Genomic DNA, 13,266 nt, shown 5'->3' on the forward strand with positions numbered 1-13,266 from the left:
GCTACACAAGGAGTTTTTGATGTCCCAGACCCCGGATACAGAAAGCTGGACCCGCGCCATGGCGCGCGCGGCGGGCCGTTTCGGCCTTCCCGCCGATGCCCCGGCGGCGCGCCAGCAGATGCGCTGGTTTGAAAATCTGCCGCTGGCCTCGCGGCTTGACCGGCTGGCGGGCCTGATGGGCCTGCAGGTGAAACTCACCGACCTTGATAATATGCGCTGGAACAGCCAGACCCTGCCCGTGATAGTCCAGCTGGAAGCGGGCGGGCTGATGCTGATTGAAGATATCGACGCCGACGGCCTCGCCAGCTACTGGTTGAGCGAAGGGGGCGACCTGGTGCGCGAGGAGCCGCTGGAGGCGCTGCTTACGCGCATTAAGCCGGAAATCGTGCTGCTCGGCATCGCCGCCCGCGGGCGCGATTCCCGTATTGATGACTTTGCCCGCCCCTGGGAGCCGCACTGGTTCTGGCGCCACTTTCGCCATGCCGGGCGCAAGCTTGCGGAAATCTCGCTGGCTTCGGTTATCGGCAACGTGCTGGCGCTGGCGGGCATTCTCTTCTCAATGCAGGTTTATGACCGCGTTATTCCGGCGCAGTCTTTCCCCACGCTGTGGGTGCTCTTTTTCGGCGTGCTGCTGGCGGCGCTGCTGGAGTTTTTTATCCGTCTCGCTCGCACGCATGTTTCCGACATCATGGGCAAGCATATCGACCTTAACGTCTCCTCGCTCTTTTTCGCCCGGGCGCTGGCGATTAAAAACGACGCGCGGCCAAAATCCACCGGATCGTTTATTTCGCAGCTTCGCGAGATAGACCAGGTGCGCGAGTTGCTCACCTCCACCACCGTGGGTGCGGCGATGGATATCCCTTTCGTGCTGCTGTTCCTCGGCATTATGGCGCTGGTGGGCGGGCCGCTGGTGGCGATTCCGCTTATCGCCATTCCGCTTATCGTCATTCCCGGCATTCTGGTGCAGTGGCCGATGGCGAAGCTCGCCAAAGAGGGGATGCGCGAAAGCGCGATTCGCAACGCGGTGCTGGTGGAGTCTATCGAAGGGGTGGAGGACATCAAGGCGCTGCAGGCGGAGCCCTATTTTCAGCGCCAGTGGGAGCACACCCACAGCGTGGGCGCGAACATTGGCATGAAACAGCGCGTCTGGGGCGCTCGCCTGAGCGGCTGGGCCTCCACGGTGCAGCAGATAACCTACGCCGGGATGCTGGTGTTCGGCAGCTATCTGGTGCTCGACGGGCAGATAACCACCGGTACGCTGGTGGCCTGCAGCCTGCTCTCTTCCCGCACCCTTGCGCCGCTAATGCAGCTCACCATGGTTTTCTCTCGCTGGCAGCACGCCAAAACCGCGATGGAAGGGCTTAACGAGCTGCTGAAAAAGCCGCTCGATCGCGATGCGCAAAGAAAAATGGCGCACTGCCCGGTGCTGGCCGGGCACTATCAGTTTCAGGATGTGCAGTACAGCTACGATGCAGAGAAGGGGGATCAGGCGCTCTGGATCCCAAACCTTGAGATCAAACCCGGCGAGCGGGTGGCGATCCTCGGCAAAGTCGGCGCTGGCAAATCAACCCTGCTGAAAGTGCTTTCCGGGCAGGCGCAGGCGAGCAAAGGCAAAGTGATTATCGATGGCGTCGATCTGGCGCATATCGACCCCACCGACGTGCGCCGCCAGGTGGGTTTTTTATCGCAAGAGTCGCGGCTCTTTTTCGGCACGCTGCGTCAGAACCTGATGCTCGGCCACCCGAACGCTACGGAGAGCGAGCTGCTGCAGGCGCTGCGCATCAGCGGTGCGCTCTCGATGGTGCAGAAAGACGCGGCCAGCCTCGACAGGCTTATCAACGAAGGCGGGCGCGGCCTTTCCGGCGGCCAGCGGCAGATGGTGCTGCTAAGCCGCCTGATTGTGCGTAATCCGCAAATTGTCCTGCTGGATGAACCCACGGCCTCGATGGACGAACAGCTGGAGGCGTATGTTATTCGCCAGCTTCATCAGTGGTTGACGGGCCGCACGCTGGTGCTGGTGACGCACCGTCCGGCGCTGCTTTCGCTGGTGGACCGCATTGTGGTGGTGGAGAACGGCAAAGTGGTGGCTGACGGCCCGCGCGACGCCATTCTTAACCAGGCAAAACGCAACAGCAACGTAGCCTCGGTGGCGTAAGGAGGAACGATGAGCCAACTGACCATTCAGGAAGAGCTGGCGCGCCAGAGCCGCTTTTACTCTTCCGTTATCTGGCTGACGCTGCTGGGGCTGGCGCTCTTCGTCGTCTGGGCGTGGTTCGCCACGCTGGACGAGGTGACGGTGGGCTCCGGCAAGGTGACGCCGTCGAGCCGCGCGCAGGTTATCGAGAGCCTGGACGGCGGCATCGTCAACGCACTGCTGGTGCATGAGGGCGATATCGTCGAGCGCGGGCAGATGCTGGCGCGGCTTGACCCGACGCGCTTTCAGTCGAACTTTGGCGAAGCGTCGGCGCGGGTGCGGGCGCTGCGGGCTTCCAGCGAGCGGCTGCGCTCGGAGCTGACCGGCGAGCCGCTGAAATTCAGCGCCGAGTCGATGAAGGAGCCGGAACTGGTGGCGCGTGAGCGTCAGCTTTACGAGTCGCGCCGACGCAATCTCAACGAGACGCTGGCTAACCTGAACAAAACCTATGGCCTGGTGATGGATGAACTGCGCATGACCCAGCCGCTGGTGGCGAAAGGGGCGGCAAGCCAGGTGGAGGTGATCCGCCTGCAGCGCCAGGCGGCGGAGCTGAAAGGAAAGATGGACGATGCCCGCAACGAGTTTGCGGTGCGGGCGCGGGAGGAGCAGGTGAAAACCAACGCCGACCTTGACGCGCAGCTCCAGGTGCTGGCGGGTAAAGAGGATCAGGTAACCCGGGCGACAATTTTCTCCCCGGTGCGCGGGGTGGTGAAAGATATTCAGGTCACGACCGTAGGCGGCGTATTGCAGCCCGGCGGCAAGCTGATGGAGATCGTGCCGCTGGAAGATAAGCTGCTTATCGAAACGCGCATTAACCCGCGGGATATTGCCTACATTCGCCCGGGCCTGCCCGCAACGGTGAAGGTGTCGGCCTATGACTCCTCTATTTACGGCACGCTGGACGGCACCGTGGAGATGGTATCGCCGGACACCATTCAGGATGAGGTTAAGCGCGACCAGTTTTACTACCGGGTTTACATTCGTACTAAAAGCGCGGAGCTGCGCAACCGCAACGGTAAGGCATTCCCGATCCTCCCCGGCATGGTGGCGGATGTGGATATCAAAACCGGGCAGAAAACCGTGCTGGATTACCTGATAAAACCGCTGAACAAAGTGAAAGAAGCATTGCGGGAGCGGTAAGTTTTGCGTCACCCTTCTCCTAAAGGGGAGTGGGACCGCCTACGGTTGGGGCGGGGGTGTGGCGGGCCTTATGGCGAGAGGGCCGGTTTGCTCTGCCAGCGCTCGGGTTTTCTCTTTCACTCCCTTGTGTAGGGGACCGGGGAGGGGCTGGTGGTGTATCTCACTTGCTCAATTTAGGGTCAGGCGGGGCTTGCCTGCGGCTTCCTGCAAGCAGGATTCATCTGCGACACGCCTTATAACACGCCCATAAAAAAACCGGCTTTCGCCGGTTTTTTACTGCCAGAAGCGCAGGCTTACCGCCCGGCGTTTTTCATTATGCGCGCTTTATCCAGCTGCCATTCGCGCTCTTTCAGGTCCGAGCGTTTGTCGTGCTGTTTCTTCCCTTTCGCCACGCCAATCTTCACTTTGCACCAGGCGTTCTTCCAGTAGAGGGAGAGCGCGACGATGGTGTAGCCTTCGCGGTTGATTTGGCCGTACAGGGTATCCAGCTCGCGCTGGTTCAGCAGCAGTTTACGGGTGCGCGTTGGGTCGCAAACCACGTGGGAGGAGGCGACGCTGAGCGGCGTAAAGTTGGCGCCGAACAGGTAGGCTTCGCCATCTCTCATGATGACATAGCTGTCGCCGATGTTCGCTTTGCCAGCGCGCAGGGATTTAACTTCCCACCCCTGAAGGGCGAGACCCGCTTCGTATTCGTCTTCGATGAAATATTCATGGCGGGCGCGCTTATTGAGCGCAATCGTGGCTGAGCCGGGTTTGTGTGCTTTTTTCTTCGTCATAGTGCTGCTCAGTATAGGTAATTCGGTAAAAAAAGGCACCCCATCCGGTGGGGGCGGCAAACGGCTATCTTAGCATGCCTGACGGCGAGTTTTTGTTTAACCGGTGATAAATGTTATTATTTGTAGGTTGTATGACTTACGGGAATCGCTATGCCACAAATTAGTCGTACTGCTCTGGTGCCTTACAGCGCTGCGCAGATGTATCAGTTAGTGAACGACGTGAAATCCTACCCGGAGTTTCTCCCCGGATGCGTGGGAAGTCGCGTGCTGGAAGCCACGCCTGGCCAGATGACGGCGGCGGTGGATGTCTCTAAAGCGGGCATCAGCAAAACGTTCACCACCCGCAATACGCTGACCAGTAACCAGAGCATTCTGATGCAGCTGGTGGACGGCCCATTCAAGAAGCTGATGGGTGGCTGGAAGTTCACCGAGCTGACCGAAAGCGCCTGCCAGATAGAGTTTCATCTCGACTTCGAGTTTACCAATAAGCTCATCGAGCTTGCCTTCGGCCGCGTCTTCAAAGAACTCGCTTCTAACATGGTGCAAGCGTTCACTAACCGCGCCAAAGAGGTTTACCGTGCCGGCTGAGATCCGCGTTGAGGTCGTTTATGCGCTGCCGGAAAAACAGTATCTGCGTAAGCTGACGCTGGAAGAGGGGGCGACCATCGAACAGGCTATTCAGGCTTCCGGCCTGCTGGAGCTGCGAGAGGATATCGATCTCAAAAAGAACAAAGTAGGGATCTACAGCCGCCCGGCGAAGCTAACCGACACGCTGAACGATGGCGATCGGGTGGAGATTTACCGGCCGCTGATTGCGGACCCGAAAGAGCTGCGCCGCAAGCGCGCAGAAAAGTCGGCGCAAAATAAACCTGATTAAGCCTTACGCCGCTGATTAGCGCTTTCCCGACGGGTTCGCCAGTCGCGAGAAAGCCGGGCTGGCACGCCAGGTCGGAAATACGCTTCAGGCTAAAGGTGAGTAAAAGAAAAGGTGCCCTCAGGCACCTTTTTTGTTTTCCGGCGAGAAGGCGCTTAGCGCTGCCCGTCCAGCTTCGGCTTATTGTCGATATTGGTCAGTACGCCGTTGCTGTTGAAGGTCAGCGTCAGGGTCTGCTGAGTGACGGTTTCATGCCCTGGCTGCTGGCGGAAAATGTAGTACCAGGTGTTGCTGCCGAACGGGTCGCTCATCATCGGCGTGCCCAGAGCATAAGCAACCTGCTGTTGCGTCATACCGATACGGACTTTAGAAACGTCGGTTGGGGTCAGATAGTTCCCCTGGTTGATATCGGGGCGGTAAACCACTCGCTCCAGAGTGGAACAGCCTGCGGTCAACATCAGAAGGACCGCTGCGGCAGCAGTCAGCGTTTTACAGCGCATAGTGAGTAGATTCCTTTTCGGGCCCGAGCAGCACGCGGCTCATACATAATTTGCCGATGATAATAAACCTTCCGTCAGTTTAAAACCTTAAGGCGCTTCACTATGACCCTGACGGTGAAAAAAAGTTGAGGTAATTTCGCCGTAAACGCGGTCTGAAGAGACGGTTTGCTCTTTTTTTAAGCGAAACCCGGCAGGTTGCTGCCGGGTTTATGGTTCAGAAAGGGCGTTTTTATCAGAAAGTGATTAGGCCGCCAGCAACTCTTTGGCGTTCGCCAGCGTGTTGCGGGTTACTTCGCTGCCGCCGAGCAGTCGAGCCAGCTCCTGCAGACGCGCGCGTTTGTCGAGCGGCTGCATATGGGTTTCGGTCATGGCGCCATCGGTCTCTTTGCTGACAAAGAAGTGATGGTGGCCACAGCCCGCAACCTGCGGCAGGTGGGTCACGCACATTACCTGCGTCGATTCACCGAGCTGGCGCAGCAGCTTGCCGACGACCGCTGCGGTCGGCCCGCTGATGCCGACATCCACTTCATCGAAAATCAGCGCCGGGGTTTCCATCTTACGCGCCGTGATCACCTGAATGGCCAACGCGATACGGGAAAGCTCACCGCCCGAGGCAACTTTCGCCAGCGGCTGCAGCGGCTGGCCGGGATTGGTGGAGACGCGGAAATCGATGCGATCCGCCCCTTCCGCCGTCAGGTGGTTTTCTTCAAAAGCCACGTCGATAGTCAGCTTGCCGTGCGGCATAGAAAGTGAGTGCATACTTTCGGTAATCAGCCCGCTCAGTTCGCGCGCGTAGGCGACGCGGCTTTCGTGAAGCTGACGCGCCACCTTCATCGCCTGCTGATGATGGTTGTTTACGGCAAGCGTTAACGTCTCCAGACAATCCGCCTGGTCATCCAGCTGTTGCTGCTCATCCAGCAGCTTCTGGTGGAAGGCTGGCAGCTCTTCCGGCGCAATGTGGTGTTTGCGCGCCAGGTTAATCTGACGTGAAATGCGCTGCTCCAGCTCGTACAGACGGTTAGGGTCGAGATCCAGACGGTCGCAGTAATGGCGCAGCTCGTCGCTTGCTTCCGTTATCTGGATCGCCGCTTCTTCCAGCATGTCGAGCACGCCGGAAAGCTTCTCGTCCATACCAATAAGCTCGGTAACCAGATTACGCACGCTGTAAAGCTGGCTTTGCAGATTGGCGTCTTCGCCATCGGCAAGCAAGTGCAACGCCTGCTGGCTGGTGGAAAGCAGCTGGCCGCTGTTGGCGAGGCGTTTATACTCTTCGTCGATCTGCTCGAACTCCCCCGCCTGCGGGTTAAAGTCGTTCAGCTCTTTCAACTGATAATGCAGCAGTTCCGCACGGGCGGCGCGCTCCTGGCTCAGCTGTTGATGCAGCGCTAAATCGCGGCAGCTCTGGTGCCACTGACGATAGGCGGCGGACATCTGCTGCGTCAGCGCCATCTCGCCGGCGTAGCCGTCCAGCAGGGTTTTCTGATGCTCAGGTTTAAGCAGGAGCTGGTGGGCATGCTGGCCGTGAATCTGGATAAGCAGTTGGCCGAGTTCGCGCAGCTGCGACAGCGGCACGGCGGTGCCGTTAATAAAGCCGCGGGAGCGGCCGTCGCTGCTGATCGCACGGCGAAGCAAACACTCACTACCATCTTCCAGCTGGTTCTCTTCCAGCCAGCGCAGCGCGGCAGGCGTATCCTTCAGCGAGAAGCGCGCGCACAAATCGGCGCGGCTGGCGCCCTGACGCACCATGTCCGCTTCCGCACGACCGCCAAGGCACAGCCCGAGCGCGTCAATCGCGATGGATTTCCCTGCGCCGGTTTCGCCGGTGATCGCCGTCATGCCAGACTGAAAATCGATTTCCAGTTCGCGTACGATTGCGAAATTACTGATGGTAAGTTGAGCCAGCATAGCCACCTTCCTGTATAAAACAACAGAGCTGTATTTGCGTACAGTATAAACTGGTTTTATATACAGTAAAGTGGCTCGGGCTCGTTTCAGAATAATTTTTTTGACCAGCCGAGCTTAGAACTTAACGTATTGAAATAGCTGTAGTCTTTTGGATGAATTAAATTCAGGTGGTAGTCGCAACGCCGGATAAAAACATCTTCGCCTTCCTGTATGGGCAAGGCTATCTGGCTGTCGCAGCTGATTTCAAGGTCGCTGCGCATATTGGAAAAGCGCAGGCGGATAGTGCTGCTGCTGTTGATGACCAGCGGGCGCGCAGAGAGCGTATGCGGAAACATTGGCACCAGCGTAATGGCATCCAGCGAGGGCGTGAGGATAGGACCGCCCGCTGAGAGCGAATAGGCGGTTGAACCGGTTGGCGTAGAGATTATCAGGCCGTCGGAGCGCTGGGAGAAGGCAAACTTTTCATCAATGTAGACTTCAAACTCGATCATGTGCGCCACTTTACCCGGGTGCAGCACCACTTCATTAATGGCGGTGCTAATGCGTTTCGGACAGTGTTGCTGGCACACCTGCGCTTCCAGCAAAAACCGTTTTTCGCTGATATAGCGCCCTTCAAGCACGTCCGCCAGCTGCTGCTGAGCGTTGTCCGGGTCTAAGTCGGTAAGAAAACCCAGGTTGCCGCGGTTGATGCCGATAACTTTGATGTCGTAGCGCGCCAGCACGCGGGCCGCGCCTAACATATTGCCGTCGCCGCCCACCACAACCGCAAGGTCCGCCAGCAGCCCGATTTCCGCCAGCGTGCCGGTTTTCACATTATGCAGGTTGAGTTCCTGTGCGATTTGCTGTTCAACGATAACGTCATACCCTTTTTCACAAAGCCAGCGCCAGAGCATCTCATGCGTGGTGAGCGCGGTGGGGTGACGCGGATGTCCGACAATACCTATGCATTTAAAAGGGGTATTCATTATCGTGAAGGTCCTTAGTGACGGAGGGCATGACAATCTGTCGTGTTCCCTTGAAACCGGCAAACTGATCCCCATAATAAGCGAAGTTAGCGATATGAATGCAAAAAAACGCGGAGAATTTCATGAGTAGTAAAGAACAGAAAACGCCTGACGGGCAAGCCCCGGAAGAAATCATCACGGAACAGCATGACGAGGTGGAGACGGTGGAATCCGCTGAAGCGGCTGAGCAGGTGGATCCGCGCGATGAACAGATTGCTAATCTGGAGGCCCAGTTAGCAGAAGTTCAGAATCGCGAGCGCGAGAACGTACTGCGCGCAAAAGCTGAGATGGAAAACCTGCGTCGTCGTACCGAGCAGGACATCGAGAAAGCGCATAAATTCGCGCTGGAGAAGTTCGTGAACGAGCTGCTGCCGGTTATCGACAGCCTCGACCGCGCGCTGGAAGTGGCGGATAAAAACAATACCGATATGGCCGCTATGGTCGAAGGTATTGAGCTGACCATGAAATCCATGCTCGACGTGGTGCGTAAGTTCGGCGTGGAAGTAATTGCCGAAACTAACGTGCCGCTGGATCCGAACGTTCACCAGGCTATCGCCATGGTGGACGCGGAAGGCGTTGCGCCAAACCATGTCGCTGCCGTTATGCAAAAAGGCTATACCCTGAACGGCCGTACCATTCGCGCTGCAATGGTGACGGTGGCGAAGGCATAACCTTCATGCAAAAAAAGGCCAGTCTGCGGACTGGCCTTTTGCATTTCTGCGCTTTACTTCTCTTCCACGCTTTCCCGCAGCGGCTTCACCGGCGTGACGCGCACCTGCTTAATCATGTTTTCCTGCACGTCGAGAATATCGATATCGTACTTTTTGATGCGCACCCGCGTATCGACGGCAGGGATCTCTTCCAGCGCTTCGAGCAGCATGCCGTTCATGGTGCGCGCCTCTTCTTCCGGCAGATGCCAGTTAAAGGCTTTATTGATTTCACGAATATTGGCGCTGCCTTCGATAATCACTGAACCGTCATTTTGCGGCGTAACTTCTTCAGCGAGGGTAGGCGACATTGACGTCGTGAAGTCGCCGACAATCTCTTCAAGAATATCCTCTACCGTCACCAGCCCCTGAATATCGCCATACTCGTCTACGACCAGACCCACTTTCTTTTTGTTGCGCTGGAATTTTACCAGCTGGATGCTGAGCGGCGTGCCGGACGGCACGTAGTAAATTTCATCGGCGGCGCGCAGGATTATCTCTTTGGAAAACGCCTTTTTCTCGTTTCTCAGGCGCCAGGCTTCGCGCACGCGCAGCATGCCGATGGCGTCGTCCAGCGAATCGCGATAAAGCACGATACGCCCGTGAGGCGAGTGGGTGAGCTGGCGGACTATCGACTTCCAGTCGTCGTTGATATCAATGCCGACGATTTCATTGCGCGGCACCATGATGTCGTCCACGCTCACTTTTTCCAGATCCAGCACCGACAGCAGCATGTCCTGATTACGACGCGAGATTTGCGAGCGCGACTCGTTAACGATGGTGCGCAGCTCTTCTTTACTGAGCGCTGCGCTTACCACGTTATCGGTTTTGATGCCGACCATACGCATTAATAAGCGCGTAATGACGTTAAACAGCCAGACCAGCGGCATCATCAGAACCTGCAGCGGGGCAAGCAGGAAGCTGCTTGGAAAGGCTACTTTCTCGGGGTAGAGCGCTGCGATGGTCTTCGGCAGCACTTCGGCGAAAATCAGCACAACGAAAGTGAGCACCCCGGTGGCGATGGCGACGCCGGCGTCGCCATACAGACGCATGCCGACGATGGTCGCCAGCGACGAGGCGAGGATATTTACCAGGTTATTGCCAATAAGCACGAGGCTGATTAAGCGATCCGGTTTACGCAGCAGTTTCTCAACCCGTTTCGCCGCGCGATTGCCCTGTTTGGCAAGGTGGCGCAGGCGGTAACGGTTGAGGGTCATCATGCCGGTTTCAGAACCGGAAAAATAAGCGGAGACCACTACCATCACGATAAGCGTGACAATGAGCGTAGTGGTTGAGATGTGTTCCAAAAGGCCTTCCCTTTAACGGTTTAAAACTCAGCCAGCGAATTGCTGCAACACACGGCTGCCAAAATAGGAGAGCGTCAACAGAGCGGCGCCCGCGACGTTGAACCACACGACCCGGCGACCGCGCCACCCTTCATGATAGTGCCCCCACAGCAGGATGATATAGACAAACCAGGCGAGGATAGACAGCACCGCCTTATCAATATTTTCTACGCTAAACAGATTATGCAGATAGAAAAGACCGGTGCAGAGCGTCAGCGTCAGCAGCACCACGCCGACCTGAGTGATGTGAAACATTTTGCGCTCAATGGTCATCAGCGGCGGCATATCAGCGCTGAACGCGAGCCTTTTATTCTTTAGTTGGTAATCTATCCAGGCCAACTGGAAGGCATAGAGCGCGGCGATAATCAGCGTGGCGTAAGAGAACAACGACAGGCCGATATGCACCATCATGCCTGGCGTGGTTTCCAGATGAGTGATGTACTCATTAGGAACAAAGGTGGCGAACGCCAGGTTTATCAGCGCGAAGGCGTAGACAATCGGCAGCAGCAGCCAGCCGCGGTTTCGCGAGGCGACGATGGTCATCACCGTACAGATCATCAGGCTGACCAGCGAACCAACGTTAAGCAGGCTTAAATTTTGGCCGCCGTCGTGGGTGGAAAAAATCCGCGCCTCAAGCGCCAGCGCATGGCTGATAAGCGCAATGACGGCGGAAAGGATGGCGAGCCGACGCCATGCGCTGTTTTTCCGCAACAGACCGGGAATAATCAGCGCCAGGCTGACGGAGTAGGCTACAAGCGCCAGCAGTGCAAAGACAGGCATATAAGGTTCGTCATTCGAAGACAAAGAAAGAAAAGCAGTATAGCGTTACGTGACGCGCGCTCCAACCGTTGCATCACATGCAGGGCTGCTTCATGTTATACTCCGCCACAATCTGAATCAGTGTCGCTGCGGCGGCCTTAAGCTATCCCTTAGGCAAAAGAGAATGTTTGATAATTTAACTGACCGTTTGTCGCGCACGCTGCGCAATATCAGCGGCCGCGGACGCCTGACTGAAGACAACATCAAAGAGACCCTGCGTGAAGTGCGCATGGCGCTGCTGGAGGCGGATGTCGCGCTGCCGGTCGTGCGCGACTTCATCAACCGCGTTAAAGAAAAAGCGGTGGGCCATGAAGTTAACAAGAGCCTGACCCCGGGTCAGGAATTCGTCAAAATCGTGCGCAGCGAACTCGTTTCGGCGATGGGCGAAGAGAACCAGAGCCTGAACCTGGCCGCGCAGCCGCCCGCCGTGGTGCTGATGGCGGGCCTGCAAGGCGCCGGTAAAACCACAAGCGTCGGCAAGCTCGGCAAGTTCCTGCGCGAAAAGCAGAAGAAAAAGGTGATGGTAGTCTCCGCCGACGTTTATCGCCCGGCGGCGATCAAACAGCTGGAAACCCTGGCGCAGCAGGTGGGCGTGGATTTCTTCCCCTCCGACGTGGCGCAAAAGCCGGTGGATATCGTTAACGCGGCGCTGAAAGAGGCGAAGCTTAAGTTCTATGACGTGCTGCTGGTGGATACCGCCGGTCGTCTGCACGTAGACGAAGCGATGATGGACGAAATCAAGCAGGTTCACGCCGCCATTAAACCGGTAGAGACTCTGTTTGTCGTCGACGCCATGACCGGCCAGGACGCCGCTAACACCGCGAAAGCCTTTAACGAAGCGCTGCCGCTGACCGGCGTGGTGCTGACCAAAGTGGACGGCGACGCCCGCGGCGGCGCGGCGCTCTCCATTCGCCACATCACCGGCAAGCCGATTAAGTTCCTCGGCGTGGGCGAGAAAACCGAAGCGCTGGAGCCGTTCCACCCCGATCGCATCGCCTCGCGTATCCTTGGTATGGGCGACGTGCTGTCGCTTATCGAAGATATCGAAAGCAAAGTAGACCGCGCGCAGGCGGAGAAGCTCGCCAATAAGCTGAAGAAAGGCGACGGTTTTGACCTGAACGACTTCCTTGAGCAGCTCAAGCAGATGAAAAACATGGGCGGCATGGCGAGCCTGATGGGCAAGCTGCCGGGCATGGGACAGATTCCGGATAACGTGAAGTCGCAGATGGATGACAAAGTGCTGGTGCGTATGGAAGCCATCATTAGTTCCATGACGCTCAAAGAGCGCGCCAACCCGGACATCATCAAAGGCTCCCGCAAGCGCCGCATCGCCGCTGGCTGCGGTATGCAGGTGCAGGATGTGAACCGCCTTCTTAAGCAGTTCGACGACATGCAGCGCATGATGAAGAAAATGAAGAAAGGCGGAATGGCGAAAATGATGCGCGGGATGAAAGGCATGATGCCCCCAGGATTCCCGGGGCGCTAACGGCCTGGCTTGTTTGCCATTCTGACGTCGGGGCGTGCTCGCCATCCTCACGTAATGCGTGTACGCTCCGGTGGCTGCGCGCACGCCGTCGCCAGACTGCCTGCACCGCCGACGGCCTTCAGCGCCGTTAAAACACGCGCCACATAAGTAGATTGCTTTTTCCGCAGAAATCAGTAAAATTTTCGGGCTTTTAATATGACGCCGGGCTCCGTTCCTCGATGGGGCCCGGTGTTTTATTCACACAAGAGGATGTTATGGTAACTATTCGTTTAGCACGTCACGGCGCTAAAAAGCGTCCGTTCTACCAGGTTGTCGTTACTGATAGCCGCAATGCACGCAACGGCCGCTTCATTGAGCGCGTTGGTTTCTTCAACCCGATCGCTAACGAGAAAGAAGAAGGCACCCGCCTGAACCTGGATCGTATCGAGCACTGGGTTGGCCAGGGCGCTACCCTTTCCGATCGCGTTGCCGCGCTGATCAAAGAAGCAAAAAAAGCAGCTTAATCTGTCACGGTG

At 57.3% G+C, this 13,266-nt stretch carries 13 protein-coding genes; 7 read left to right on the forward strand and 6 right to left on the reverse strand.

What is annotated here, in order from left to right:
* Positions 1-19: 19 nt before the first annotated feature.
* Together MT962_RS12600 and MT962_RS12605 are read left to right on the forward strand one after the other, a co-directional pair.
* On the forward strand, positions 20-2,155 hold the full coding sequence (locus MT962_RS12600; protein ID WP_028019800.1) for a type I secretion system permease/ATPase: 2,136 nt from the start codon (positions 20-22) through the stop codon (positions 2,153-2,155).
* 9 nt (positions 2,156-2,164) lie between these two features.
* The gene (locus tag MT962_RS12605) at positions 2,165-3,334 is read left to right on the forward strand and encodes an HlyD family type I secretion periplasmic adaptor subunit (protein ID WP_247365759.1); all 1,170 of its coding nucleotides are present in this window, start codon (positions 2,165-2,167) and stop codon (positions 3,332-3,334) included.
* 293 nt (positions 3,335-3,627) lie between these two features.
* On the opposite strand, the gene smpB is transcribed toward MT962_RS12605, so the two are convergent.
* Positions 3,628-4,110, reverse strand: a complete 483-nt coding sequence (gene smpB, locus MT962_RS12610; RefSeq protein WP_024559497.1) for an SsrA-binding protein SmpB — start codon at positions 4,108-4,110, stop codon at positions 3,628-3,630.
* A gap of 150 nt (positions 4,111-4,260) precedes the next feature.
* Here smpB and MT962_RS12615 point away from each other — a divergent pair, with 150 nt between their 5' ends.
* Both MT962_RS12615 and MT962_RS12620 read left to right on the forward strand, forming a co-directional pair.
* A complete protein-coding gene (locus tag MT962_RS12615) occupies positions 4,261-4,698 on the forward strand; it encodes a type II toxin-antitoxin system RatA family toxin (RefSeq protein WP_024559496.1) in 438 nt (145 codons plus the stop codon).
* Complete coding sequence (locus MT962_RS12620; protein ID WP_024559495.1) at positions 4,688-4,987, forward strand: RnfH family protein; 300 nt, start codon at positions 4,688-4,690, stop codon at positions 4,985-4,987. Before MT962_RS12615 ends, MT962_RS12620 begins: the two co-directional genes overlap by 11 nt.
* A 152-nt stretch (positions 4,988-5,139) precedes the next feature.
* Here the strand turns inward: MT962_RS12620 and bamE are convergent, their stop codons facing one another.
* The 3 genes from bamE to nadK all read right to left on the reverse strand — a co-directional run bounded on the left by bamE (position 5,140) and on the right by nadK (position 8,354).
* The gene (gene bamE / locus MT962_RS12625) at positions 5,140-5,484 is read right to left on the reverse strand and encodes an outer membrane protein assembly factor BamE (RefSeq protein WP_024554293.1); all 345 of its coding nucleotides are present in this window, start codon (positions 5,482-5,484) and stop codon (positions 5,140-5,142) included.
* A gap of 243 nt (positions 5,485-5,727) precedes the next feature.
* On the reverse strand, positions 5,728-7,389 hold the full coding sequence (gene recN, locus MT962_RS12630; RefSeq protein WP_247365760.1) for a DNA repair protein RecN: 1,662 nt from the start codon (positions 7,387-7,389) through the stop codon (positions 5,728-5,730).
* Positions 7,390-7,475: 86 nt separating this feature from the next.
* A complete protein-coding gene (gene nadK / locus MT962_RS12635) occupies positions 7,476-8,354 on the reverse strand; it encodes an NAD(+) kinase (protein WP_024559493.1) in 879 nt (292 codons plus the stop codon).
* A gap of 122 nt (positions 8,355-8,476) precedes the next feature.
* On the opposite strand from nadK, the gene grpE reads away from it, so the two are divergent.
* The gene (gene grpE / locus MT962_RS12640; RefSeq protein ID WP_024559492.1) at positions 8,477-9,064 is read left to right on the forward strand and encodes a nucleotide exchange factor GrpE; all 588 of its coding nucleotides are present in this window, start codon (positions 8,477-8,479) and stop codon (positions 9,062-9,064) included.
* A 53-nt stretch (positions 9,065-9,117) separates the two neighbouring features.
* Here the strand turns inward: grpE and MT962_RS12645 are convergent, their stop codons facing one another.
* Together MT962_RS12645 and MT962_RS12650 are read right to left on the reverse strand one after the other, a co-directional pair.
* Entirely contained in the window at positions 9,118-10,407 is a 1,290-nt protein-coding gene (locus MT962_RS12645; protein ID WP_024560045.1) for an HlyC/CorC family transporter, read from the reverse strand.
* A 27-nt stretch (positions 10,408-10,434) separates the two neighbouring features.
* On the reverse strand, positions 10,435-11,226 hold the full coding sequence (locus tag MT962_RS12650; protein WP_024560046.1) for an inner membrane protein YpjD: 792 nt from the start codon (positions 11,224-11,226) through the stop codon (positions 10,435-10,437).
* Positions 11,227-11,389: 163 nt separating this feature from the next.
* Here MT962_RS12650 and ffh point away from each other — a divergent pair, with 163 nt between their 5' ends.
* Positions 11,390-12,751: a signal recognition particle protein gene (ffh, locus tag MT962_RS12655; protein ID WP_024554765.1), complete on the forward strand. Its 1,362-nt coding sequence runs from the start codon at positions 11,390-11,392 to the stop codon at positions 12,749-12,751.
* Positions 12,752-13,005: 254 nt separating this feature from the next.
* Entirely contained in the window at positions 13,006-13,254 is a 249-nt protein-coding gene (rpsP, locus tag MT962_RS12660) for a 30S ribosomal protein S16 (RefSeq protein WP_024556461.1), read from the forward strand.
* Positions 13,255-13,266 lie beyond the last annotated feature (12 nt).

The organism is Franconibacter sp. IITDAS19 (genome assembly GCF_023079515.1).
GTDB lineage: Bacteria > Pseudomonadota > Gammaproteobacteria > Enterobacterales > Enterobacteriaceae > Franconibacter > Franconibacter pulveris.

Bases quoted from the DNA above. Each gene is read 5' to 3' on its own strand.
- MT962_RS12600 (WP_028019800.1), top strand. From the start codon at position 20: ATGTCCCAGACCCCGGATACAGAAAGCTGGACCCGCGCCATGGCGCGC.
- MT962_RS12605 (WP_247365759.1), top strand. From the start codon at position 2,165: ATGAGCCAACTGACCATTCAGGAAGAGCTGGCGCGCCAGAGCCGCTTT.
- smpB (WP_024559497.1), bottom strand. From the start codon at position 4,110: ATGACGAAGAAAAAAGCACACAAACCCGGCTCAGCCACGATTGCGCTC.
- MT962_RS12615 (WP_024559496.1), top strand. From the start codon at position 4,261: ATGCCACAAATTAGTCGTACTGCTCTGGTGCCTTACAGCGCTGCGCAG.
- bamE (WP_024554293.1), bottom strand. From the start codon at position 5,484: ATGCGCTGTAAAACGCTGACTGCTGCCGCAGCGGTCCTTCTGATGTTG.
- recN (WP_247365760.1), bottom strand. From the start codon at position 7,389: ATGCTGGCTCAACTTACCATCAGTAATTTCGCAATCGTACGCGAACTG.
- nadK (WP_024559493.1), bottom strand. From the start codon at position 8,354: ATGAATACCCCTTTTAAATGCATAGGTATTGTCGGACATCCGCGTCAC.
- grpE (WP_024559492.1), top strand. From the start codon at position 8,477: ATGAGTAGTAAAGAACAGAAAACGCCTGACGGGCAAGCCCCGGAAGAA.
- MT962_RS12650 (WP_024560046.1), bottom strand. From the start codon at position 11,226: ATGCCTGTCTTTGCACTGCTGGCGCTTGTAGCCTACTCCGTCAGCCTG.
- ffh (WP_024554765.1), top strand. From the start codon at position 11,390: ATGTTTGATAATTTAACTGACCGTTTGTCGCGCACGCTGCGCAATATC.
- rpsP (WP_024556461.1), top strand. From the start codon at position 13,006: ATGGTAACTATTCGTTTAGCACGTCACGGCGCTAAAAAGCGTCCGTTC.